This is a genomic window from Pseudomonas sp. P5_109 (assembly GCF_034009455.1).
GTDB lineage: Bacteria > Pseudomonadota > Gammaproteobacteria > Pseudomonadales > Pseudomonadaceae > Aquipseudomonas.
In genome coordinates, this window is record NZ_CP125380.1 from 1,316,614 (window position 1) to 1,339,590 (window position 22,977).

The following is a 22,977-nucleotide window of genomic DNA, read 5'->3' on the forward strand; positions in this document are numbered from 1 at the left end:
CGGATTCTTTCCCCTCTTCAGGAGCCTGCCAAATGGATGCGCAAACCCTTCGAGCCCAGGCGTTCAAAGCCCTTCACGAACGCCCGGGGGCTTTTGTGATTCCCAATCCGTGGGATGCCGGCTCGGCGAAAATGCTCGCCAGCCTTGGCTTCGAGGCGCTGGCGACCACCAGTGCCGGTTATGCCTTTTCCCTGGGCCGCGCCGATGGCGGATTGACCCTCGACGACACCCTGTTGAACGTCAAGGCGATTGTCGCCGCCACCGACTTGCCGGTTGCAGTCGACCTGGAAAACGGCTTTGCCGACAACCCGGCTGATTGCGCCAAAAGCATCTTGCGCGCAGCCGAGGCCGGGGCCGTCGGTGGTTCGATTGAAGATGCCACCGGCCGCGAAGAAGGCCCTATCTATTGTTTCGAGCACGCTGTGGCGCGCATTGAAGCCGCTGTGGCTGCCGCTCGCAGTTTGCCGTTCGACTTTACGTTGACTGCCCGTGCGGAAAACTTCCTGCACGGCAATCCCGATCTGGACGACACCATCCGCCGTTTGCAGGCATTCGCCGAAGCCGGTGCCGATGTGCTCTATGCACCGGGTCTGCGTAGCGCCGAGGATGTGCTGGCGGTGGTGCGCGCCGTGGCGCCAAAACCGGTGAATGTGTTGATGTCGGGCGGCTTGAAGCTGACGGTCGCGCAGTTGGGGGAAATGGGGGTCAAACGTATCAGCGTCGGTTCGGCGCTGGCATTGGCGGCCTATGGTGAATTCTTCCGCGCCGCCGAGGAAATCCAGACATCGGGCACGTTTGGTTTCACTTCCCGTTCGATGCCGTACCAGAAGGCCAATCAGTTCTTCAAAGGCTGAGGATCAGGCGGCGATACGCAGGTTTTGCAGGATGATCGGGCGTGCCCAGCCGTTATCGAAATCGAGCTGTTTCTGCTGCGCCACCAGCTCTTGCGGCGAGAACGGCGGGAACGGCTTGTCGAGCAGGTCGAGTTCGAACTCGGCGATGGGCAGGTGCAGCGAACGCGGTTGCGGGGCAGGGCCAGCTTCTGGCACCGGCTGACCGGCGTTCAATACGATCGGGCGAACCCAGCCGCTTTCGAAGTCCTGCTGCTTTTGCTGGGCGACGATTTCGTCCGCCGGGAACGGTGGGAACGGCTTGTCGGCCAGGTCCATTTCGAATTCGGCAATCGGCAGGAACAGCGGCTCGGGTGGGCGGACTTCGTTGTCCTTCACGTCGCATTCGCGCTGGGACACGATGTGGGCCAGCAGGTCGCTGCCGACAGTGGGTTCAACCGGGCTTTCGAGGTCGACCGGTGGAAAATTCAGAGATTCAGGTAGCACTTCACCCGACTGTTCGGCCAGCGCTCGGGCAAAGAAATCCTGCCAGATGTGGCTGACGCCGCTCAGTGCCTGGGTGTTTCGCAGGTTGTAGTCGCCGTAGGGCGAGATAAAACCTGTGATTGTGGGTTGAATGTCTGACATTTCTCTCGGTCGACGCTCAGCTCTGGCAAAATGCTCGATAGTTTTGTTATCGGCAGTTTTTGCCGATCATTAATTTTTTGAGCGTGTTTTCCGATGATTGATCAACCTGCGGCCTGCCGTATCCATGTCCAGGCCCTGGACGCGGCTTTCGAACCACAAGCCGAGCAATGGGCCGAGCGCCTGGGCTTGCCGATGCAAGTGGCGGACGGCGAGTTTGCCCTGCAGGTGGGCGACCAGGGCTTGCAGTTGCAGCAGCTGGGGCCGGATGCACCGGGGCCGGTGCGGGTAGACTTCGTCGAGGGCGGTGCGGCCCATCGCCGGTTGTACGGCGGTGGCAGCGGGCAGATGATCGCCAAGGCTGTTGGCGTCGCCCAAGGCGTGCGCCCGCGAGTACTGGATGCCACGGCAGGGCTGGGCAAGGATGCGTTCGTGCTGGCCAGTCTCGGTTGCGAGATGAGCCTGATCGAGCGTCAACCGCTGATCGGCGCCTTGCTGGAGGATGGCCTGGCCCGTGGCGCGGAAGATTTCGACGTGGCGCCGATCGTGGCGCGCATGCGCTTGCTCAAGGGCAACTCGATCGAGGTCATGCGCAATTGGGAGGGCGAGCCGCCGCAGGTGATCTACCTTGACCCGATGTTCCCGCATCGCGAGAAAACCGCGCTGGTGAAGAAAGAGATGCGCCTGTTCCGACCGCTGGTGGGCGATGACCCGGATGCGCCGGCACTGCTCGAAGCCGCCTTGGCCCTGGCCAGCCACCGGGTGGTGGTCAAGCGTCCGCGCAAGGCGCCTTGCATCGAAGGGCCGAAGCCGAGTCATGCGCTGGATGGCAAGTCCAGTCGGTATGACATTTATCCGAAGAAGGCGCTCAAGCCTTAAGACCGGGTCGCCTGCTTCGCGAGCAAGCCCGCTCCCACATTTGACCGCGTTCTGCCTGACGGAACCGGGTCACCTGTGGGAGCGGGCTTGCTCGCGAATACGCCCGCCCAATCGCCACAAACTCATCTGCCTCATTCCGGCCGATAAGCCCGCATGAACAACCCCACCACTTCCCGCACATGGCTCTCCGCCGCCTCGCCCACCGGCGGCTCGCCGCAGCCATACAGCAAGCGAAAATTCCCTGCGCCCTTGAGCAGGCAAAAGAAGTGCTCGGCCGCGTTGTGCGGTTTGTCGATGTGCAGCACGCCGCTTTCATCGATCTTGCTCAGCAGGCGTTCCATGCCATGCAGCATGCGCTCCGGCCCGGCTTCGAAGAATATCTGCGACAGCTTAGGGTCCTGGCTGCCCAGGGTCATCATCAAGCGGTGCAAGTTCACTGATTCATCACTGTTGATCAGGTGATGAAAACCGCGCGCGATGTTCAGCAGCACGGTTTCCACCGCCACGCCTTCCGGCAATTCGAAGAACAGCGGCGGCAACTGCTCCTCGCACTTGGCCATCACGGCCGCGGAGAACAGCGTCTCCTTGTCGTTGAAGTGGCTGTAGACCGTCAACTTCGACACACCGGCCTCGGCCGCGACGGCATCCATGCTGGTATTGGCATAACCCTTACTCAGAAACAGCGTTTTCGCCGCATCGAGGATCGCCTGGCGCTTGACCAGATCCTTGGGTCTGCCTGGGCCATTAGGTGCTGAAGGATAGTTTGGCATATTCGTTTTTATTACTGGACTGGTGAGTTTGGTATTAATAACATACTGCTCAGTATAATTATTCAAAGCACCATTAGCGAAAGGTCCTTCACCATGTTCCGCTATGCCTTGCCCCTCGCGTTGCCAGTCACCCTGGCTTTTTTATTGTCTGCGTGTGGTCACGAAGAGGTGCCGCAAGCCAGCGTGCGCCCGGCCATGGTGGTTCAGCCAGAGCCTTCGGCGCAGTCCATGGAAAGCTATCCCGGTGAAGTTCGTGCACGTTATGAGCCGGACCTGGCGTTCCGCATCGGCGGTAAAGTCAGCCGACGACTGGTGGATGAGGGGCAGCGGGTCAAGGCCGATCAACCCTTGGCGGAGCTCGATCCGCAGGACGTGCGCCTGCAACTGGAGGCCACTCGCGCCCAGGTCGCCGCCGCTGAAGCCAATTTGAGCATGGTGCGTGCCGAGCGTGATCGCTATAAAACCCTCATGGAACGTCAGCTGGTCAGCCGTTCGCAATACGACAACCACGAAAACCTTTACCGTTCCGGTGAAGCGCGCCTCAAGCAAATAAAAGCCGAGTTCAACGTCTCCAATAACCAGGCCAGCTATGCCGTGTTGCGTGCGCCGCAGGACGGCGTCGTGGCCAAGCGTCTGGTGGAGGTCGGGCAGGTCGTGGCCGCCGGGCAAACGGTGTTCACCCTGGCGACCGATGGCGCGCGTGAAGTGTTGATCAGTCTGCCGGAGCAGAATTTCGGTCGTTTCAAGGTCGGTGGGCCGGTGGCGGTGGAGCTCTGGACCCAGCCCAACCAGCGTTTCGAAGGGCGCATCCGTGAACTGTCGCCGTCAGCCGACCCCAAGTCGCGTACCTTCGCGGCGCGTATCGCCTTCAACGCCGGCACAGTGCCTGTCGAACTGGGCCAGAGTGCCCGGGTGTTCGTGCAGGCCGCCGATATGGTGCCTCTGTCCGTTCCGCTCTCAGCGCTAACGGCGGAAAACGGCGTGACCTATGTCTGGGTCGTCAGCGCCAACAACACCTTGAAAAAGACCCCGGTACGCGTCGGTGCTTTCGGCGAGAAAACCGTACCGGTGCTTGAGGGACTCAACGCCAGCGACTGGGTAGTGGCCGCCGGCGTTCATGTGCTACTCGAAGGGCAGCAGGTGCGCCCGGTGGATCGCTCCAATCGCGTGGTCAATCTGGCGGACAAGGAGTAAGCCCCGATGCGCTTCAACGTTTCCGAATGGGCGCTGCGTAATCGCCAGATCGTCCTGTTCCTGATGCTGTTACTGGCCATCGTCGGCGCAATTTCCTACACCAAGCTCGGCCAGAGCGAAGACCCGCCGTTCACCTTCAAGGCCATGGTGATTCGCACCAACTGGCCGGGTGCGACCGCCGAGGAAGTCTCGCGCCAGGTCACCGAACGCATCGAAAAAAAGCTGATGGAAACCGGCGAGTACGAACGCATTATGTCGTTCTCGCGACCCGGGGAATCCCAGGTCACCTTCATTGCGCGTGATTCCATGCACTCGGCAGAGATCCCGGAGCTCTGGTATCAGGTGCGCAAGAAGATCAGCGACATCCGCCATACCCTGCCGCCGGGGATCCAGGGGCCGTTCTTCAACGATGAATTCGGCACCACCTTCGGCAACATCTATGCCCTGACCGGCTCTGGTTTCGACTACGCCGTGCTCAAGGATTACGCCGACCGCATCCAGATCCAGCTGCAACGGGTCAAGGATGTGGGCAAGGTCGAGCTGCTGGGGTTGCAGGACGAGAAAATCTGGATCGAACTCTCCAACGTCAAGCTCGCCACCCTCGGCTTGCCGCTGGCGGCTGTCCAGCAAGCCCTTGAAGAACAGAACGCGGTGTCCACGGCAGGCTTCTTCGAAACCAGCAGCGAGCGATTGCAGCTACGGGTGACGGGGAATTTTCAGACGGTCGACGAGATCAAGAACTTCCCGATTCGTGTCGGTGATCGCACTTTCCGCATCTCCGATGTGGCCGATGTGCGCCGTGGTTTCAATGACCCACCGGCGCCGCGCATGCGCTTCATGGCGCAGGACGCCATCGGCCTGGCGGTGGCGATGAAGGACGGCGGTGACATTCTGGTGCTGGGCAAGGCGCTGGAAGTCGAATTCGCCCGCATCCAGAAAAACCTCCCGGCCGGTATGGAGCTGCGCAAAGTCTCCGACCAGCCGGCTGCGGTGAAAACAGGCGTTGGCGAGTTCGTGCAAGTGCTGGTCGAGGCGCTGGCCATCGTGTTGCTGGTGAGCTTCTTCTCCCTCGGCGTGCGCACCGGCATGGTGGTGGCGCTGGCGATCCCGCTGGTGCTGGCGATGACGTTTGCCAGCATGTATTACCTGGGCATCGGCCTGCACAAGATTTCACTCGGCGCTTTGGTTCTGGCGCTGGGCTTGCTGGTGGACGACGCGATCATCGCCGTGGAAATGATGGCGATCAAAATGGAGCAGGGTTTCGACCGGGTCAAAGCCGCGAGTTATGCCTGGACCAGCACCGCGTTCCCGATGCTCACCGGTACGCTGATCACCGCGGCCGGCTTCCTGCCGATTGCCACGGCGCAATCGGGCACCGGCGAATACACCCGTTCGATCTTCGAGGTGGTCACCATCGCGCTACTGGCATCGTGGGTGGCCGCGGTGGTTTTCGTACCGTATCTCGGGGAAAAACTCCTGCCGGACCTGGCGAAAATTCACGCGGCCAAGCACGGTGCCGGCCAGCCCGATCCGTATGGCACGCCGTTTTACCAGCGCGTCCGGCGCCTGGTGGAGTGGTGCGTGCGCTGGCGCAAAACCGTGATCGCGGCAACCGTGGTGTTGTTCATCGCCTCTATCGTGCTGTTCAAGTTTGTCCCGCAGCAGTTCTTCCCGGCATCGGGTCGCCTGGAGTTGATGGTCGACCTGAAACTGGCCGAAGGCGCTTCGCTGAGCAACACCGCCGATGAGGTCAAACGCCTCGAAGCGCTGCTCAAGGACAAGGCCGGGATCGACAATTACGTGGCTTACGTCGGTACCGGTTCGCCGCGCTTCTACTTGCCACTGGATCAGCAACTGCCGGCGGCGAGCTTCGCCCAGTTTGTCGTCCTGGCGAAAACCATCGAGGAGCGCGAAGCCCTGCGCACCTGGTTGATCGCCACCCTCAACGAGCAGTTCCCGGCGCTGCGCTCGCGGGTCACGCGTCTGGAAAACGGTCCGCCGGTTGGCTACCCGGTGCAGTTTCGCGTGACGGGTGAGCACATCGAGGAGGTCCGGGCGCTGGCGCGCAAGGTCGCGGCCAAGGTTCGCGAGAACCCGCACGTGGTCAACGTCCACCTGGATTGGGAAGAACCGAGCAAGGTGGTGTACCTGAACATCGATCAGGACCGCGCGCGGGCCTTGGGCGTGAGCACGGCGAACCTGTCGAAGTTCCTGCAAAGCTCCCTGACCGGTTCCAGCGTCAGCCAATACCGTGAAGACAACGAGTTGATCGAGATCCTGCTGCGCGGCACCTTGCATGAGCGCACCGAGCTGTCGTTGTTGCCGAGCCTGGCGGTGCCGACCGATAACGGTCGCAGCGTCGCGCTGTCGCAGATCGCGACCCTGGAGTACGGCTTTGAAGAGGGCATCATCTGGCACCGCAATCGCCTGCCCAACGTGACGGTGCGTGCCGACATCTATGACAAGCAGCAACCGGCGACGCTGGTGCAGCAGATCATGCCGACCCTCGATCCGATCCGCGCTGAATTGCCGGATGGCTACTTGTTGGATGTCGGCGGCACGGTGGAAGACTCGGCGCGCGGGCAGAACTCGGTGAAGGCCGGGGTGCCGTTGTTCATCGTGGTGGTGTTGACCTTGCTGATGCTGCAGCTGCGAAGTTTTTCGCGTACGGCGATGGTGTTTCTGACGGCGCCGCTTGGGCTGATTGGGGTGACGTTGTTTTTGTTGGTGTTCCGTCAGCCGTTCGGGTTTGTCGCGATGCTGGGGACTATCGCGTTGTCCGGGATGATCATGCGTAACTCGGTGATTCTGGTGGATCAGATCGAGCAGGATATCGCGGCCGGGTTGAAGCCTTGGCAGGCGATCATCGAGGCTACGGTGCGGCGGTTTCGGCCGATTGTGTTGACGGCACTTGCCGCCGTTTTGGCGATGATTCCGTTGTCGCGCAGTGTGTTTTTTGGGCCGATGGCGGTGGCGATCATGGGGGGGTTGATTGTGGCCACTGCGTTGACGCTGCTGTTTTTGCCTGCGCTGTATGCGGCTTGGTTTCGGGTCAGGAAGGAGGCTGTTTGACCGGGTGTATATCCATTTCTTCGGTAACGGCGGCTTATGGTTTCGCCCTTACGGCGAGTCCCTTTTGGCAAACGCCCCAAAAGGAACCAAAAGGTCTCGCCCCTTGCGTACGGCCCCTCGCTGAGGCTCGGGGTTCCTTCGCTCCGGTATCCATCCGGGGACACTGCCCTCCGGTCGGCTTCGCTTCGACCTACATGCAGCGTGTTCGACTGCGTCGAACGGCGCTGCGCGCCCATCCCCGGATGAACACCTCCACTCAGCCTCCCGAGGGGGCGGGTGGATCAAGATCAAGAGCTGCAGGCGAGCTAACGCTCGGCCTGATGAGTGGTGAAGAGCATGGGGGTACGCCGATCAACTGTAGGAGCTGGCTTGCCAGCGAAGGCGGCCTGCCAGCCGACCAATCTCTTGCAGGCATACCCGGATCAACTGTAGGAGCGGGCTTGCCCGCGATGGCGGCCTCACAGCCAACCAATCTCTTGCAGGCATACCCGGATCAACTGTAGGAGCTGGCTTGCTAGCGATGGCGGCCTGCCAGCCAACCAATTCCTCACAGATGTATCCAATCCCCTGTAATTGGATGGACTCGCCCAAGCCGAGGCGTCAATGCGCCACGGTGGCAGTCTAAACAGCCAACGACAGCGAGGGCGAGTCCATGAAAAATCATAGTTCGTTTGATCAATCCGTGTCTTCTTCCGATTTGTCGGCCTGCACAACCTTGGCGGTCGACTTGGCCAAACAGGTCTTTCAGGTCGCCGGTGAAGATATCCTCGGCCAGGTGCTCTACGAGCAGCGGATCAAGTCGCGCGAGGCGTTTTATGATTTTCTCCGACAGTTGCCGGCGCATGTCGTGGTTTTGATGGAGACCGGTCCGGGTGCCCAGGCCTGGGCCCGGCAGCTGCAAGAGCAAGGTAATCCGGTGCGGATTCTTCCAGCCGGTTTTGGTGGCCACACATCGCAGCGGGCCTAAAAATGATCGCAACGATGCGCTGGCGATTCTGCGGGCCAATCGCGATGAAAAAATCTGCGCAGTACCGGTCAAAAGCGTTGCGGCGCTGGCAATGCAGGCGTTGCATCGCGCCCGCCAGGGCTATGTGCGTCGACGCACGGCCCTCAGTAATCAGATGCGCGGCCTGCTGCTTGAGCACGGCGTAGCCTTGGCACAGGGCGATGTTGCGATCAGCCAGAAAATCCCGCGGGTGCTGGAAGATGCCACCCAGCCGGTGCCGGGCCTGCTGCGTGAGCTGATCGACGAACTGTTGGCCGAGTGGCGCCATTTGGGCGAGCGCATCAGCGTACTGACGGGACGCCTGGAAGTGGCCGCCAACGCTGACATGACGGCGAAGCGGCTAATGACTGTACGCGGCATCGGCCCGGTCACTGCCACGGCACTGGTGGCCAAGGAAACCAAGCCTGAGCGCTTTCCCAATGCCCGCAAGTTTGCCGCGTACTTTGGCATGGTGCCTGACCAGCACAGCAGCGGGGAGACGGTCCGGTTGGGGGGCATGACCAAGCGCGGTGATGCTTATTTACGCAGCCTGATGATCCAGGGGGCCCATGCGGTGCTGCAACAACTACGACCTGATTCCCAGCAACCCGATGACCGCCGCTTGTTGCACTGGATGAGCCGGTTGGGCCGTAAGGAGGCTGCGATCAGGCTAGCCAACCGCAACCTGCGAATCGTCTGGGTGCTTCTACAGAATGACCAGACTTATCGTCGCCACGCGGGTGATGGCCAGCCAGCGACGATGGGCCACTGAGCGACAGAGTTCTGCCACCGAGGTACTAACCGTCTGACCCTCTGCTGAAAAAAATTGACCCCAGGTAAGACCGGCGTGGATTGATGCCTAAGCTCCTACTGGCCTTCGAGGCCTGACTGTAATCGGCATACCACGAGCTTTTCCAATTTTGGCCAGAAGCCGAAGACGGCTTCCACGAATAGGCCTAATACATAGATGCAACGGGGCAGCGGTTTTTCAAAAGCGGGTAGACAGTGGGGGCGAGTCCATACATAGGAGCTGGCTTGCCAGCGATGGCGGCCTCACAGCCAACCAATCTCTTGCAGGCATACCCGGATCAACTGTAGGAGCTGGCTTGCTAGCGATGGCGGCCTGCCAGCCAACCAATTCCTCACAGATGTACCCAATCCCCTGTAGGAGCTGGCTTGCCAGCAATAGCGGCCTCACAGCCAACCAATCTCTTGCAGGCATACCCGGATCAACTGTAGGAGCTGGCTTGCCAGCGATGGCGGCCTGCCAGCCAACCAATCTCTTGCAGGCATACCCGGATCAACTGTAGGAGCCGGCTTGCCAGCGATGGCGGCCTGCCAGCCAACCAACTCCTCACAGATGTACCCAATCCCCTGTGGGAGCGGGCTTGCCCGCGAAGGCTGCCCAACAGTCAAAAATGTTTATCGCCAATGCTAACCATTCAGACCATTCCCACAACACTTTCAGCTTGCCCGTCGGAAGCACGATCTCTAGCCTTTGCCCGTCGCTGCCAATGCAGCGACCGGGACTGCAAGCCCGCGAATAGTCGTTAGGCGCCTACTTTGGGAGCTTCGCAATGATCAATGACAGTCCTGATGACTCTACTTCCGAATCCGGAAAGCAAACGAGAACTTCATACCGCCCCTGCCCAATTTTCACCATCCGCCCAGGCATCAATTCCGAAACCCTCCTTGTGCATGCCTACGAAACCCTTGCCTCTGCGAATGTAATGGCAACCGAACTGTCATCCATCCTGACCGGCCCAACCTGCAATCTGGCGCTCGGCATTCAGCAGATGATCGTCCTGGCACAGCTATCGGTGAATCGCGTCCTCGATCAGCTGGATCCGCAGCAATAGTAAAAGGAAAAAGCCCGCTGAACCTGTACCAACCAGCGGGCCTCCATTGTTCCTACATCTATCTCGGACCTGTCTGATATTGAGGCTGAAAAGCTCAGGTGTTGTACTCAGCGCCCGGTTTCACGCTTGTTGGGACAGCGCCATGAAAAATCCACCCACATTGAGGGGCCGGTCCGATCCGGTGTTTGATCGGCTGTTGCGATCGCCCCATAAGGAGTGCCTTTCGCAATACCTCGCGTTGCTCAAGCCCCTGGACGATCAGGGGCGTTACCTGCCGTTCGATTCATTGCGTTATCGATGGGCGCCGGGACTGGATTCGAATCTGTGCTGGGCCTTGGTCAAGAAAGCGCGGACTGCACAGTACTCGAACCTTTTGCCATTGGGTGAACCGGCGTGCTGGCTGAAATTCATGCTGACGCCACAGGCACAAAAAGCGATTTCAGTTGTGGATCGTCAGGCGACAACCGCAGTGCTGGAGTACATGACCGGCCAGATTGGCGAGCGCGCTCATTTCAGCTATTTGCTCAATGATCTGATCGAAGACGAGGCCATCAGCAGCAGCCAGCTTGAAGGTGCGGCCACCACGACGCGGGTGGCCAAGGACATGCTCAAGCGCCATCGCTTGCCGCGCACGCCGGATGAACGAATGGTCATCGGTAACTACAAGATGATGAACTTCGCCTGGGAGCAGCGTTACGAGCCACTGAGCGTTGAGCTGATTGCAGCCATGCATCGGGTTGGCGTCGAAGGGATCGACGATTCGCGGTACTCGCCTGGAGCATTCAGGACCAACGATGACGTCGTCGTCCAGGATGGCGAGGGCAACACTGTGCATTCGCCACCGCCTGCAGCAGGGCTTGTGTCACGTTTGCAGGTGCTGACCCAGTGGATCAACCAAACCCACAACAACCTTCATCAAGCGGACTACCTTCACCCATTGATCAAAGCCATCGCGCTGCATTTTGTCCTGGGTTACGAGCATCCTTTTCGTGACGGCAACGGTCGGGTGGCACGCGCGTTGTTTTACTGGTTCATGTTCAAAAATGATTACTCAGCATTTCGCTATATCGCCATCAGTGTCTTGTTGCGCAATGCGCCGTTGAAGTACGGGCGGTCGTATTTGAATACCGAGGCGGATGACCTGGATCTGACGTACTTCATCGATTTCCAGTGTTCGGTGGTGTTGCGCGCTGTGGGCAGTTTTACCGAGGCGTATCGGAAAAGTCTGAGCGATGCGCAGCTATTTGATTGCTGGTTGCGTGAAAGTGGTTTTCTGAACCGGCTCACCGAGAAACAGCGGGCGTTGTTTCAAGTGGCCAGGAGCGGAATGGCCAAGGAGTTCACGGCGGTCAATGTGAAGGAGAATCTGGGTTGTTCTTACAACACAGCATCAGCCACGCTCAATGGACTGGTAGCGTTGGAGCTGTTCGAGAAACGCAAGATGGGGCGGGAGTGGGTGTTTTTTCTACGACCGGTCTCGGCAACCTGATTCCTTGTAGGAGCGAGCTTGCTCGCGATTGCGCAATAACAGCCAGCATCGATGCCGACTGACACGACCTCATCGCGAGCAAGCTCGCTCCTACAAGGATTGCACGTGGCCTAGAGCGTGCCAAACACCTTCTTCGCCAAACTGGTCGCCGCAGCCGCCGGGTTCTGGCGGATGGTTTCTTCCTGTTTGCCGATCATTTCGAACAAGCCATTCAACGCCTGTTCGGTGACGTAGTTTTCGACGTTGGCATTCTTCGCATCCACGACACCCATGGTCGCCGCTTGGCCGGCGAAGGAGTTGTACTGTTGGGCCAGGCCAACCTTGTCAGTGGCTTGCTTGACGATTGGCAGGAACTTGGCGCGGATCTGTTCGCGGCTGGTCTTGTTCAGGTATTGGGTGGCCGAGTCGTTGCCGCCGCTGAGAATGCCTTTGGCGTCTTCCACGGTCATTTTCTTCACGGCGTCGACAAGGATTGGCTGGGCCTGGGTCACGGCGGTTTCCGCCGCTTTGTTCATGCTGGCTTCCAGCTCATCGACCTGGTCACCCATGCCGAACTGTTTCATTTTGCTGGCGACCTTGCCCAGTTTGCCCGGCAGTTCGATTTTCACGTCGGGGTTGTTGCTGAAACCGCCCGGGGTGCCGAGTTGTTTGACTGCCAATTGTGCACCTTGGGTCAGTGCGTCCTTGAGCCCGCCGGTGGCGTCTTTCTGCGACAGGTCGCTGAGGGACAGCGCCAGGGCGCTGGCAGAAATCATCAAACCTGCACACAGGCCGGCGAAACGAAGGGTAGGGCGAAACATGGCAACTTCCTTTTTCGAAAAAGACACTTAGTAGCGGGCCGGGTCGACACGGACCTTCAGCGGCTGTGGATCGGTGCCGTCCAGGCGCACGGCATGATTCTCGGTGGTGATGAACATCAGTTTGCCGTCGACTTCAATGCGCGCGCTCACCGAGTAACGGTGGTTGGGCTCTACCTTCAGCGGGTCGTAGCTGAGATGGAAGGCCAGCGGCACCTGGCCTTTGACCGGGCCGCGCTGTTCGTCGATGACCTTTGCCGGGGCGTCGGCGAGTGAGATGTCCTGCAGGCTGACGCTGAGGATCGCCGTCGGAGGCAGGGCGATGCGTTGCAAGTAGAAGACTTCGCCGTCGAGGCTGGTTTTGGCGGTGGGTTGTATGGACTGGCAGGCTCCGAGCAAAACAGTAAGCCCAAGGAGAGAGAGTTTTTTCATGAGTTGAATCCCTGTCGTTGGCGCCCGAAGAAGACTGGCGCCACCGACAATTTAGCGGATTTTGCTGGCAATATCCCCCGGCAACTTGTCGCGCTTATGGGCGATCCGGGTTACGGGTGCCGCAGGGGCGTCCGTCGTAGGCGCGGACCAGCACTTTCTGATTAGCCAGGTCGGTGCCGTCCAGTGTTACCGGGTGATGTGGGATGGTTTTAAAAATCAGCTTATCGTCGCTTTTGATATGGGCACTGATTGCATACTGGTGTCCAGGCATGACGTCTTCTTCACGATACGCCAATAAAAAGCTCAGCCCCCTTTCTGCATCACGGACAACTTCCTGGAAGAGTAATTTTCCGGGGACATCTGGTACAGAGACATCTTGTAAGCTGACGTAAAGTGTCGAGTTCGGCGCAAGTTCAATCTCTTCGAGGTAATGCACTTCGCCGCTGATGGTCCAGACGGATTCACTGCTCATTTTGATTTCCTTATCAAAAAAATCTTCGGAATTGACGAGCTTTCAGAATGGGGGCAATGCCACGATTTCTATGTAGGTGAATTCCCATGATCCGGAGCGAAGCTGGAGTGGTATGAGTCAGAAGCATCCTTGCTTCAGCCACAAACTTAGCGCGCAGTGATCTAGATGGATCAGGCCGGCGCTACCAACTCCGCGGCATCCTCACTGCGATGCAACGCCACCTGCCGAATCGACAAACGGATCTCCGCCGGCAACACCCGTTTGGCCGCGCCTTCGGCCAGTTCGCCGAGCAGTTCGTGATAGCTCAGCTTGCCCGCTTCGTCGCGCTTGAGCACTTCGAGGTCGAGCATCGTCTGGATGAAATGGCGGAACAGGCTCTTGTCGAAGAACTCCGGGGCGTTCAGGCCGTGCAGGATCGACAGGCGCTGGGCCATGACCGTGCACAGGTCTTCCAGTTCTTCGGCACTGATGCTGTTCTGGCCGCTGTTGAGCAGCAGCGACACGGTCATGTAGAAGCGCTGCAAAGTCTGGGCGATGCTTTTCGACAGCAGGGTCAGCAACACGAAATGCCGTGAGCTTGGCGCCGGACGCAGGTACACGTTGTTCTCGAAACGCAGCAGGCCTTGCTCGACGAAGGCCTCCAGCCACTGGTCGATCACCGCATCGAGCTCGTCCAGCGACCAGCGAATGAACAGCTCCGCTTGCAGGTACGGATACAGCGCGCGGGCGTAGCGCAGGATCTGTTCGCGGCTCATGCGCGAGGCGCTCTGGAAGAAGCTCGCGAGCAGTGCCGGCAGGGCGAAGATGTGCAATACGTTGTTGCGGTAGTAGGTCATCAGGACGGCGTTCTGCTCGTCCAGATACAAGATCTTGCCCAGGGCATCGCTCTGCTCGGACAGCAGGTCCATGTCCTTCACGTGCTCGATCAACGCGCGGCCGTCACCTTCCGGCAGGGTGGTGTGCGGTGAGTACGGCACTTTGCGCAGCAGCGCCAGGTACAGATCCAGCACCCGCGCCATCGCTCGGTCGTCCAGGGCCAGGCGACTGGTAGACAGCAGGGCCAGTGCAACGAGGTTGACCGGGTTGATCGCCGCCGCTTCGTTCAGGTGCTGCGCAACTTTTTCGCCGAGGCGATTGGTAGTTTCGTTGAGCCAGGCCGGCCTGAATTGCGGGCCGAGCTCCTGTTTGCGCCAGTCGGGCTGTTCGCTGTCGAGGAATTCCGCCAGTTTGATCGGCTCGCCGAAGTTCACCGCCACCTGGCCGAAGCGCTGTTTGAGCGCGCCGATGACTTTGAAAATATCGAAGATCGACTCTTTCTTCTTGGCCGCGCCGCGCAATTCGCCAAGGTAGGTCCGGCCTTCCAGTACGCGCTCGTAGCCGATGTACACAGGGACGAAGACGATCGGCATGCGCGACGAACGCAGGAAGCTGCGCAGGGTGATCGCCAGCATCCCGGTCTTCGGTTGCAGCATGCGTCCGGTGCGCGAACGGCCGCCTTCGACGAAGTACTCCACCGGGAAGCCCTTGGTGAACAGGGTGTGCAGGTATTCGTTGAACACCGAGGTGTACAGCGGGGTGCCCTTGAACGTACGGCGCATGAAAAACGCGCCGCCGCGACGCAGCAGGCCGCCGATCACCGGCATGTTCAGGTTGATGCCAGCGGCAATGTGCGGCGGGGTCAGGCCGTTGCGGAACAGCAGATAGGACAGCAGCAGATAGTCGATGTGGCTGCGGTGGCACGGCACGTAGATCACTTCGTGACCCTGGGCGACCTTCTGCACGCCTTCGATGTGGTTGACCTTGATGCCGTCGTAGATCTTGTTCCAGAACCAGCTCAGCACCACTTCCATGAAACGGATTGCGGTGTAGGTGTAGTCCGAGGCGATTTCGTTGCCATAGCGCAGGGCCTGGGCCTTGGCTTTTTCCGGGGAGATGTTCTCGCGCTCGGCTTCGTCGAGGATCGCTTGCTTGACCATCGGCTGGTTCAGCAGGCCTTTGACCAGGTTGCGCCGGTGGGAAATGTCCGGGCCGATGACCGCAGCCTTCAGGTTGCGGAAGTGCACCCGCAGGATGCGTTGGGCCATGCGCACGGTGCGCTCGTGGCCCTTGTTGTGATCGATCAGTTCGCGCAGGTGGATCGGCGCGGAGAACTGCACGCGGGTCTTGCGCCCCAGCACGATGATGCTGAGCAGGCGACGCAGACGTCCGGTCACCGCCCAACTGTCGGCGAACAGGAGTTTCCACGGGCTGTTTTCGCTGTCCGGCGACTGGCCCCAGAACACGCTGACCGGGATGATCTGTGCATCTTCGGCGGCGTTCTGGCTCAGGGCGCTGACCAGGCGGGTCAAGGTCGGCGGCGCGCCGCGCTTGTCCTGGCGGCCGAGCCAGTCCGGGTCCGGTGTCAGGTAGAAGAACGCGGCAGGTTCGAGCAGGTTGCCCACCGATACCGGCAGCACCGGGCGTGGCAGGCCAGCTTTGCTGCATTCGGTGTCGACCACGGCGAGGTCGGTCAGCGAAGGGTTTTGCAGGACGTAGAACACCGGACGACTGCGGTCGAGGTCAAGGGTGAACGACGACTGGTTGATCGTCTCCGAGCGAACCCAGAGGTACAGCAGTCGGCGCAGGGTGCCAAACACAAGACGGCGGAACGGGGAACGGGTCATACGGCTTCTGCGTGAGTGAATAAAACCGAGCGTTTGCTCGGGAGGCCGATAGTGTGCCGTATTCGCTTAAAATCGGCAAAAAAGCGCCGAAGTAATCTCCTGTTGAGAGTTTTAACGTCTGTCATATACTCGGCCGTCTGTCGTCGGTGCCCTTATAGGGACGTCGCGCGCAGATAGACGTTCCCGAGGCTTTCCTGCGAAAAGCCCGATCAATAATAAAAAGGGAGTATGAACAAATGGCAACACGCGAAACCGGCAACGTGAAGTGGTTCAACGACGCCAAGGGCTACGGCTTCATCCAGCGCGAGGACGGGGTGGACGTGTTCGTGCACTACCGCGCGATTCGCGGTGAAGGCCACCGTTCGCTGACCGAAGGCCAGCAGGTTGAATACGCGGTGGTGGAAGGGCAGAAGGGCTTGCAGGCTGAGGATGTGGTGGGGTTGTAAACCACTCTTCAGGTCACGCAAACCATTGTGGGAGCGGGCCTGCTCGCGAAAGCGGTGTGTCAGTCAAAGCTGATGTCGACTGATGTACCGCTTTCGCGAGCAAGCCCGCTCCCACATTTGGTCGGTGTCGCTTGGTGTTATGCAGTTTTCCAGGTGATCTCTTCTTCACCATCGGCGCTGATGCGAATCCAGCGGTCTGCGGTTTCCTCACCTTCTTCCTCGACCCAGGTGCCCGGTGCGCAACGTACTTCCACGTTCAGCGCGGCAAACGCGGCGCGGGCGCAGGCGATGTCGTCGTCCCATGGGGTCTGGTCGCTTTCCAGGTACAGGCTGTTCCACTTGCCGACGGCTTTTGGCAGCCAGGTCACTGGCACGTTGCCGGCCTTGCACTTGTAGGTCTGACCCTTCTGCACCCAATCCGTGCACGGGCCCAATGCCACACCGAGCCAGGCGGAAACGGCCTTGTGGTCGACGTCGGCGTCTTTCAGGTAAATCTCGATATCCGGTTGGCGCATGGATGTCCTCACTGCGGGTCTGAAAAATCCATTCGCGGATTTAGCCGGTTTCGGGCACTCGCCCGGAACCAAAAGTTATTGAAGAACGAAATAATCGTAGCGCATTGAAACGGTGGTCTCGAACGGCTCGGCCTGTTCGATCACCGCCGCACGACGCTCGGCACTGGCACGCCAGCCGTGGGGTGTCATCGCCAGCAGGTTGGCGCGGTCCTGCGGCTTGTCCAGCGTCAGCTTGAACGTCAAAGTCTCGCTGTGCGCCAGTGCCATGCCTTCCGGCACCAGGTCCAGATGCTTGTCGTCAATGTACTCGCGGACTTCGTCATACAGCCGCTCACGCAATTCCATCAGGTGGCCGCTGGTCGGCCCGACTTTCATCAGGCCGCCGCCGATGCTCAACAGGCGTTTGGCTTCGTCCCAGTCCAGCGGGCTGAAGACGCTGGCCAGAAACTGACAGCTGCCGGAAGCCAACGGCACCCGCGCCATGCTGGCGATCAACCAGGTCAACTGCGGGTCGCGTTTGCACGCGCGTTTGACCGCTTCTTTGGAAATATCCAGCGCGTAGCCTTCGGCATTCGGCAGGGCCTCGGCGATTTGCGCGGTGTAGTAACCCTCGCCACAGCCGATGTCGAGCCAGCGCTGCGGCGCATAGCTGGCCGCCAGTTCCGCCAGCCGCTTGGCCACCGGCGCGTAATGACCGGCGTTCAAGAAGTCGCGGCGAGCCTCGACCATGGCCTGGTTATCCCCAGGATCGCGACTGTTCTTGTGCTGCACCGGCAACAGGTTCAAGTAACCCTGGCGCGCACGGTCGAACCGATGCCCGGCGGGGCAGACCACGCCGTTGTCCACCGCATTCAGCGGCTCACTGCAGATCGGGCACGCGAGCATCAGGCGAGCAACTTGATCAGGGTCTGGTAGTAGATCTCGGTCAGTACGTCGAGGTCCGCTGCCAGCACGCGCTCGTTGACCTGGTGGATGGTCGCGTTGACCGGGCCCAGTTCAACCACTTGCGTGCCCATGGTCGCGATGAAGCGCCCGTCGGAGGTGCCGCCGCTGGTGGACGCCTTGGTGTCGCGGCCGGTGATGTCCTTGATGCTCGCCGATACCGCGTCGAGCAGCGCACCCGGTTCGGTAAGGAACGGCAGGCCAGACAGCGCCCAGTCGACGTGCCAGTCCAGGCCGTGCTTGTCGAGGATGTCGGCGACGCGCTTTTGCAAGCCTTCGACAGTGGACTCGGTGGAGAAACGGAAGTTGAACACCGCCACCAGGTCACCCGGGATCACGTTGGTCGCGCCGGTGCCGGAGTTGACGTTGGAGATCTGGAAACTGGTCGGCGGGAAGAAATCGTTGCCATGGTCCCAGTGCTCGGCAGCCAATTCGGCGAGGGCCGGGGCGGCGAGGTGGATCGGGTTCTTCGCCAGGTGCGGATAAGCCACGTGGCCCTGTACGCCGCGCACGGTCAGCTTGGCGCCGAGGGATCCACGACGGCCGTTCTTGACCACGTCACCCACCAGAGTGGTGCTCGACGGTTCGCCGACGATGCACCAGTCCAGACGCTCCTTGCGCGCGGCCAGGCGCTCGACCACGGCCTTGGTGCCGTGGTGCGCCGGGCCTTCTTCGTCGCTGGTGATCAGGAAGGCGACCTTGCCCTTGTGGTTCGGGTAGTCGGCTACGAAACGCTCGGAGGCGACAGTCATGGCGGCGAGGCTGCCTTTCATGTCGGCCGCGCCACGGCCGCAGAGCATGCCGTGTTCGTCGATCAGGGCGTTGAACGGTTCGATCTGCCAGGCCGCCACCGGACCGGTCGGGACCACATCGGTGTGGCCGGCGAAGCACAGCACCGGACCGTCGTCCTGACCGTGGGTGGCCCAGAAGTTATCCACATCTTCGATGCGCATCGGTTCCAGGGTGAAACCGGCATCGCCCAGGCGCTGCATCATCTGCTTCTGGCAATCGGCGTCGATCGGCGTCACGGACGGACGGCGGATCAGGTCGATGGCGAGTTGGAGGGTCGGCGAAAGGTCGGCGTGGGCCGTCATGGAAAACTCCGGAATCGTAAGATATGGGCTTGGGCTTCAATGTGGGAGCGGGCTTGCTCGCGAATGCGGTGTGTCAGTCAACATATACGTTGATTGTTACACCGCATTCGCGAGCAAGCCCGCTCCCACAGGAATTGGGTTCGATCGGTAAACCGCGACATGCCCAAGCCCCGCAAAATGGCGGTTATCTTAAAGCAAAACGGCGACCATTGGCCGCCGTTTAGTGCATCCGCAGAGATTTAGACCGCTGGTGCCGTTTCAGTCTCGACCGACGGTTTCGGCAGCGACGAGAGGAACGCCATGATCAGCGCCGCCAGGTACGGCAGCGACTGCACCAGCAGCATGGTCACCCAGAAGCGCATGTCATTGCTCGGCATGCCGTTCACCAGGAAGATCCCCAAGGCCGCGCTCCACAACAGCAGCATGATGAACATCTCTTCCCGGGCTTCCGAAATCGCCACCCAGAAGCCGTGGTTGTCGGCGTTTTTCGGTGTGCGGAAGAACGGAATGCTGCTGGTGAAGAAGCCGTACAGCACCGCTTTGGCGATGGTGTGGGACAACGCCAGGCCGGCCAGCGCCGCGCAGAAGGCATCTTTCAAGTTCACTCCAACCGCACGGCGGTAGAGGAAAATGATCTTGGCGACCTTGAACACGAACAGAGCCAGTGGCGGGATTGCGAAGATCAGCAGCGGCGGATCGACCCGTTGCGGCACGATGATCATCGCCGCCGACCACAACAGTGCGCCGACGGTGAAGAAGATGTTCATGCCGTCCGCGACCCACGGCAACCAGCCCGCGAGGAAGTGGTAACGCTGGCCCCGGGTCAGTTCGGTGTCCTTGCCGCGCAGCAGGCTGGCGGTATGGCGCTTGATGATCTGAATCGCTCCGTAGGCCCAGCGGAAACGCTGCTTCTTGAAGTCGATAAAGGTATCGGGCATCAGGCCCTTGCCATAGCTGGTGTGGTAATACGCCGCCGACAGGCCTTTCTCGAACACGCGCAGGCCCAGTTCGGCGTCTTCACAGATGCACCAGTCGGCCCAGCCCAGTTCCTCGAGCACCGAGCGACGGGTCATGGTCATGGTGCCGTGCTGGATGATCGCGTCACGGTCGTTGCGGGTGACCATGCCGATGTGGAAGAAACCTTTGTATTCCGCGTAGCAGAGCTTCTTGAAGGTGCTTTCGTTCTGGTCGCGGTAATCCTGCGGCGACTGCACCACGGCGATTTTCGGGTCGGCGAAGTGCGGCACCATGTGCTTGAGCCAGTTGCGGTCGACGCAGTAGTCCGAGTCGATCACGGCAATGACTTCGGCATCCTTGGCGGTGTGCGGGATCAAGTAGTTCAGCGCGCCACCCTTGAAGCCGGCCAGCGGTGCCACGTGGAAGAATTTGAAGCGCGGACCGAGGGTTGCGCAGTAGTCGCGCACCGGTTCCCAGACCGCCGGGTCCTTGGTGTTGTTGTCGATGATCAGGACTTCGAAGTCCGGATAGTCGAGGTTGGCCAGGGCGTTGAGGGTCTGTTTGACCATCTCCGGCGGCTCGTTGTAGCAGGGCACGTGAATCGACACTTTCGGGCGGTAGCTGGAATCGCCCTCCACCGGCAGGAATTCGCGGCGGCGCTTGTGCACCCACACCGCTTCGGCCAGTTCATGGGCTTCGGTCAGCAATACGATAAACACCCCGAGCGCGCCGAGGGCGAGCAAGAAGCCCACCGTCAGGCTGAACCAGGTGCTGTATTGCTGGCTGTAGTCGTAACCGATCCACACCAGCACCGAACCACACAGGAACGCAATGAAGGTCAGGAAGGTGCGGCCACGCTGGCGCAGGGCCGAGCCGTCGATCATCAGCAGGGTCAGCGACAACAGCGCCAGCACCACCGAACCGATGGCCAATACGCGCCACTGCGGAATCGCCACCACCGGGCCTTCGAAGTTGAACTTCTGCTGGCGCGCGGCGTTGAACACGCCCCAGTAGGCGCCGACGGAACCTTCGTCACTGGCCTTCCACGGCTGGTCAAACGCTTCGATCACGAAGTAGTTGAAGCCCTGGCGGTTGAGCTTGTTGACCAGGGTTCGCAGGTAGATCGCCTGGTCTGCCGGTGAGGCATCGGCGCCACCGCGCATGCGGCCGTTGCTCGGCCAGCCCACCTCGGACAGCAGCAGCGGCTTTTTCGGGAACATTTTTTTCAAGTCGCGGGCGCGGTCCAGAACGAACTGCTGGGCCTTGTCCACCGGGATAAATTCCCAGTACGGAAGGACGTGCGCGGCGATCAGGTCGACGTGCTTGGCCAATTCCGGGTGTTCTTCCCAGACGTGCCACTGTTCGGACGTGGTGACCGGTACTTTCACGGCAGCACGGACACGGTCGAGCATCACGCTCAGTTCGGCGGCGGTAATTTCCTTGCGGAAGATCGCTTCGTTGCCGACCACCACACGCACGACGCTGCGCGAGGAATTGGCGATTTCAATGGCGCGGGTGATTTCCCGCTCGTTGCGTTCCTGGTCAGGGCTGATCCAGATGCCCAGGGTCACCCGTAAGCCGAACTCTTCGGCGAGTTTCGGGATGTCTTGCAGGGTGCCATCGACCGAGTAGATGCGGATGTTGTCCGTCAGCTTGCTCATGATCTCCAGGTCGCGACGCATTTGATCGTCGGTCGGGTACTGGTCTTTCTGCGGGAACTGGCCCTGCTGGAATGGCGAGTACGAGAAGCCGGAGATCTGTTCAGGCCAGTTGGGGGCGGTGACCGGGCGGTTGATCAGCGCCCAGAAGCCGGTAAACAAGGCAGCGATGGCGAGCACCACGACCAGGTTGAGTCCAAATTTACGCGATGACATGGCTATTTCGGGTTCCAAAGACTGTGGAACGAAGGAACGGTTGGCTGTCGCCAAGGGGCGCGCATCCTACACCGGGCATTCTCTGCTCGTACAGCGGACAGGGAATTGCACGACATTGGGCAGTTAACTTTCACATAAGTTCTTACACTTGCAGCTTGAAGCTTAAAACTTGTCGCTGCGTAGCCCTATAATGCGCGCCGGTTTTTGAGGTGTTGGTCATGAGTACAGAAGATCCGCGGTTTGCCGGCATCGCCCGTTTGTATGGCATCGAAGGCCTTGAGCGCCTGAAGGCGGCCCATGTGGCGATCGTCGGCGTCGGTGGCGTCGGTTCCTGGGCGGCGGAAGCCATGGCCCGCTGTGGCGTGGGCGAAATTTCGCTGTTCGACCTGGACGACGTCTGCGTGAGCAACGCCAACCGCCAGTTGCACGCGCTGGACAGCACGGTGGGCAAGCCCAAGGTCGAGGTGATGGCCGAGCGTCTGCGTGGGATCAACCCGGACTGCACAGTGCACGCGGTGCCGGACTTCGTTACTCGCGACACCATGGCCGAGTACATCACGCCGAATATCGACTGCGTGATCGACTGCATCGACAGCGTCAACGCCAAGGCGGCGCTGATCGCCTGGTGCAAGCGTCGCAAGATCCAGATCATCACCACCGGCGGCGCGGGCGGGCAGATTGACCCGACGCTGATCCAGGTCTGCGACCTGAATCGCACGTTCAACGATCCGCTGGCTTCGAAAGTGCGCTCCACTTTGCGCCGCGACTACGGCTTCTCACGCACCGTGACCCGCCATTACAGCGTGCCGTGCGTGTTTTCCACCGAGCAGTTGCGCTACCCGAAACCAGACGGCAGCATTTGCCTGCAGAAGAGTTTTGTCGGCGATGGGGTGAAGCTTGACTGCGCCGGCGGGTTTGGCGCGGTGATGATGGTGACGGCGACCTTCGGCATGGTCGCGGCAACCAAGGCTGTGGACAAGATTGTCGCGGGCGTGCGGCGGCCGGCGGAGCGGGTCAAGCCTCAAGTTTGAGGTGGCTGCTGATGGCCTCTTCGCGAGCAAG

General features: G+C 60.4%; 18 protein-coding genes and 1 pseudogene. 9 read left to right on the top strand and 10 right to left on the bottom strand.

Going from position 1 to position 22,977, the window contains the following annotated elements; genetic code table 11:
- Positions 1–32 precede the first annotated feature (32 nt).
- Positions 33–854: an isocitrate lyase/PEP mutase family protein gene (locus QMK54_RS05750; RefSeq protein WP_223595321.1), complete on the top strand. Its 822-nt coding sequence runs from the start codon at positions 33–35 to the stop codon at positions 852–854.
- Between the two features lie 3 nt (positions 855–857).
- Here QMK54_RS05750 and QMK54_RS05755 read toward each other — a convergent pair whose 3' ends face one another.
- Positions 858–1,478: an energy transducer TonB gene (locus QMK54_RS05755; RefSeq protein ID WP_110659716.1), complete on the bottom strand. Its 621-nt coding sequence runs from the start codon at positions 1,476–1,478 to the stop codon at positions 858–860.
- A gap of 93 nt (positions 1,479–1,571) precedes the next feature.
- Here QMK54_RS05755 and QMK54_RS05760 point away from each other — a divergent pair, with 93 nt between their 5' ends.
- Positions 1,572–2,354 (top strand): class I SAM-dependent methyltransferase, encoded by a 783-nt coding sequence (locus QMK54_RS05760; RefSeq protein WP_008019582.1) that lies wholly within the window; start codon positions 1,572–1,574, stop codon positions 2,352–2,354.
- 131 nt (positions 2,355–2,485) lie between these two features.
- Here the strand turns inward: QMK54_RS05760 and QMK54_RS05765 are convergent, their stop codons facing one another.
- Positions 2,486–3,124 (bottom strand): TetR/AcrR family transcriptional regulator, encoded by a 639-nt coding sequence (locus QMK54_RS05765; protein WP_320402202.1) that lies wholly within the window; start codon positions 3,122–3,124, stop codon positions 2,486–2,488.
- 93 nt (positions 3,125–3,217) lie between these two features.
- Between QMK54_RS05765 and QMK54_RS05770 the strand changes: the two genes are divergently transcribed.
- From QMK54_RS05770 to QMK54_RS05790, 5 genes and pseudogenes are all read left to right on the top strand, one after another.
- Positions 3,218–4,318 (top strand): efflux RND transporter periplasmic adaptor subunit, encoded by a 1,101-nt coding sequence (locus tag QMK54_RS05770; RefSeq protein ID WP_320402203.1) that lies wholly within the window; start codon positions 3,218–3,220, stop codon positions 4,316–4,318.
- 6 nt (positions 4,319–4,324) lie between these two features.
- Positions 4,325–7,390, top strand: a complete 3,066-nt coding sequence (locus QMK54_RS05775; RefSeq protein ID WP_110661958.1) for an efflux RND transporter permease subunit — start codon at positions 4,325–4,327, stop codon at positions 7,388–7,390.
- A 697-nt stretch (positions 7,391–8,087) separates the two neighbouring features.
- A pseudogene (locus tag QMK54_RS05780) lies at positions 8,088–9,147 on the top strand (IS110 family transposase).
- 805 nt (positions 9,148–9,952) lie between these two features.
- Complete coding sequence (locus tag QMK54_RS05785; RefSeq protein ID WP_320402204.1) at positions 9,953–10,234, top strand: DUF6124 family protein; 282 nt, start codon at positions 9,953–9,955, stop codon at positions 10,232–10,234.
- A 142-nt stretch (positions 10,235–10,376) separates the two neighbouring features.
- On the top strand, positions 10,377–11,723 hold the full coding sequence (locus tag QMK54_RS05790) for a Fic family protein (protein ID WP_320402892.1): 1,347 nt from the start codon (positions 10,377–10,379) through the stop codon (positions 11,721–11,723).
- A 110-nt stretch (positions 11,724–11,833) separates the two neighbouring features.
- Here the strand turns inward: QMK54_RS05790 and QMK54_RS05795 are convergent, their stop codons facing one another.
- The 4 genes from QMK54_RS05795 to plsB all read right to left on the bottom strand — a co-directional run bounded on the left by QMK54_RS05795 (position 11,834) and on the right by plsB (position 16,087).
- The gene (locus tag QMK54_RS05795) at positions 11,834–12,523 is read right to left on the bottom strand and encodes a DUF4197 domain-containing protein (protein WP_008019573.1); all 690 of its coding nucleotides are present in this window, start codon (positions 12,521–12,523) and stop codon (positions 11,834–11,836) included.
- 27 nt (positions 12,524–12,550) lie between these two features.
- Positions 12,551–12,952, bottom strand: coding sequence for a YbaY family lipoprotein (locus QMK54_RS05800; RefSeq protein ID WP_320402205.1), 402 nt, complete (start codon positions 12,950–12,952; stop codon positions 12,551–12,553).
- A 94-nt stretch (positions 12,953–13,046) separates the two neighbouring features.
- Positions 13,047–13,424 (bottom strand): YbaY family lipoprotein, encoded by a 378-nt coding sequence (locus QMK54_RS05805; RefSeq protein ID WP_110661330.1) that lies wholly within the window; start codon positions 13,422–13,424, stop codon positions 13,047–13,049.
- A 170-nt stretch (positions 13,425–13,594) separates the two neighbouring features.
- Positions 13,595–16,087: a glycerol-3-phosphate 1-O-acyltransferase PlsB gene (gene plsB, locus QMK54_RS05810; protein ID WP_320402206.1), complete on the bottom strand. Its 2,493-nt coding sequence runs from the start codon at positions 16,085–16,087 to the stop codon at positions 13,595–13,597.
- A gap of 236 nt (positions 16,088–16,323) precedes the next feature.
- Here plsB and QMK54_RS05815 point away from each other — a divergent pair, with 236 nt between their 5' ends.
- On the top strand, positions 16,324–16,533 hold the full coding sequence (locus QMK54_RS05815) for a cold shock domain-containing protein (protein WP_007954750.1): 210 nt from the start codon (positions 16,324–16,326) through the stop codon (positions 16,531–16,533).
- Positions 16,534–16,670: 137 nt separating this feature from the next.
- Here the strand turns inward: QMK54_RS05815 and QMK54_RS05820 are convergent, their stop codons facing one another.
- The 4 genes from QMK54_RS05820 to QMK54_RS05835 form a co-directional block, all read right to left on the bottom strand.
- Positions 16,671–17,048, bottom strand: coding sequence for a hypothetical protein (locus QMK54_RS05820; RefSeq protein ID WP_320402207.1), 378 nt, complete (start codon positions 17,046–17,048; stop codon positions 16,671–16,673).
- 75 nt (positions 17,049–17,123) lie between these two features.
- Complete coding sequence (locus QMK54_RS05825; protein ID WP_110662440.1) at positions 17,124–17,933, bottom strand: putative RNA methyltransferase; 810 nt, start codon at positions 17,931–17,933, stop codon at positions 17,124–17,126.
- The gene (dapE, locus tag QMK54_RS05830; RefSeq protein ID WP_110662439.1) at positions 17,933–19,084 is read right to left on the bottom strand and encodes a succinyl-diaminopimelate desuccinylase; all 1,152 of its coding nucleotides are present in this window, start codon (positions 19,082–19,084) and stop codon (positions 17,933–17,935) included. Before dapE ends, QMK54_RS05825 begins: the two co-directional genes overlap by 1 nt.
- 239 nt (positions 19,085–19,323) lie before the next feature.
- Complete coding sequence (locus QMK54_RS05835) at positions 19,324–21,915, bottom strand: glycosyltransferase (RefSeq protein ID WP_223593183.1); 2,592 nt, start codon at positions 21,913–21,915, stop codon at positions 19,324–19,326.
- Positions 21,916–22,127: 212 nt separating this feature from the next.
- Between QMK54_RS05835 and tcdA the strand changes: the two genes are divergently transcribed.
- A complete protein-coding gene (tcdA, locus tag QMK54_RS05840; RefSeq protein ID WP_046041104.1) occupies positions 22,128–22,946 on the top strand; it encodes a tRNA cyclic N6-threonylcarbamoyladenosine(37) synthase TcdA in 819 nt (272 codons plus the stop codon).
- The last annotated feature ends 31 nt before the right edge of the window (positions 22,947–22,977 follow it).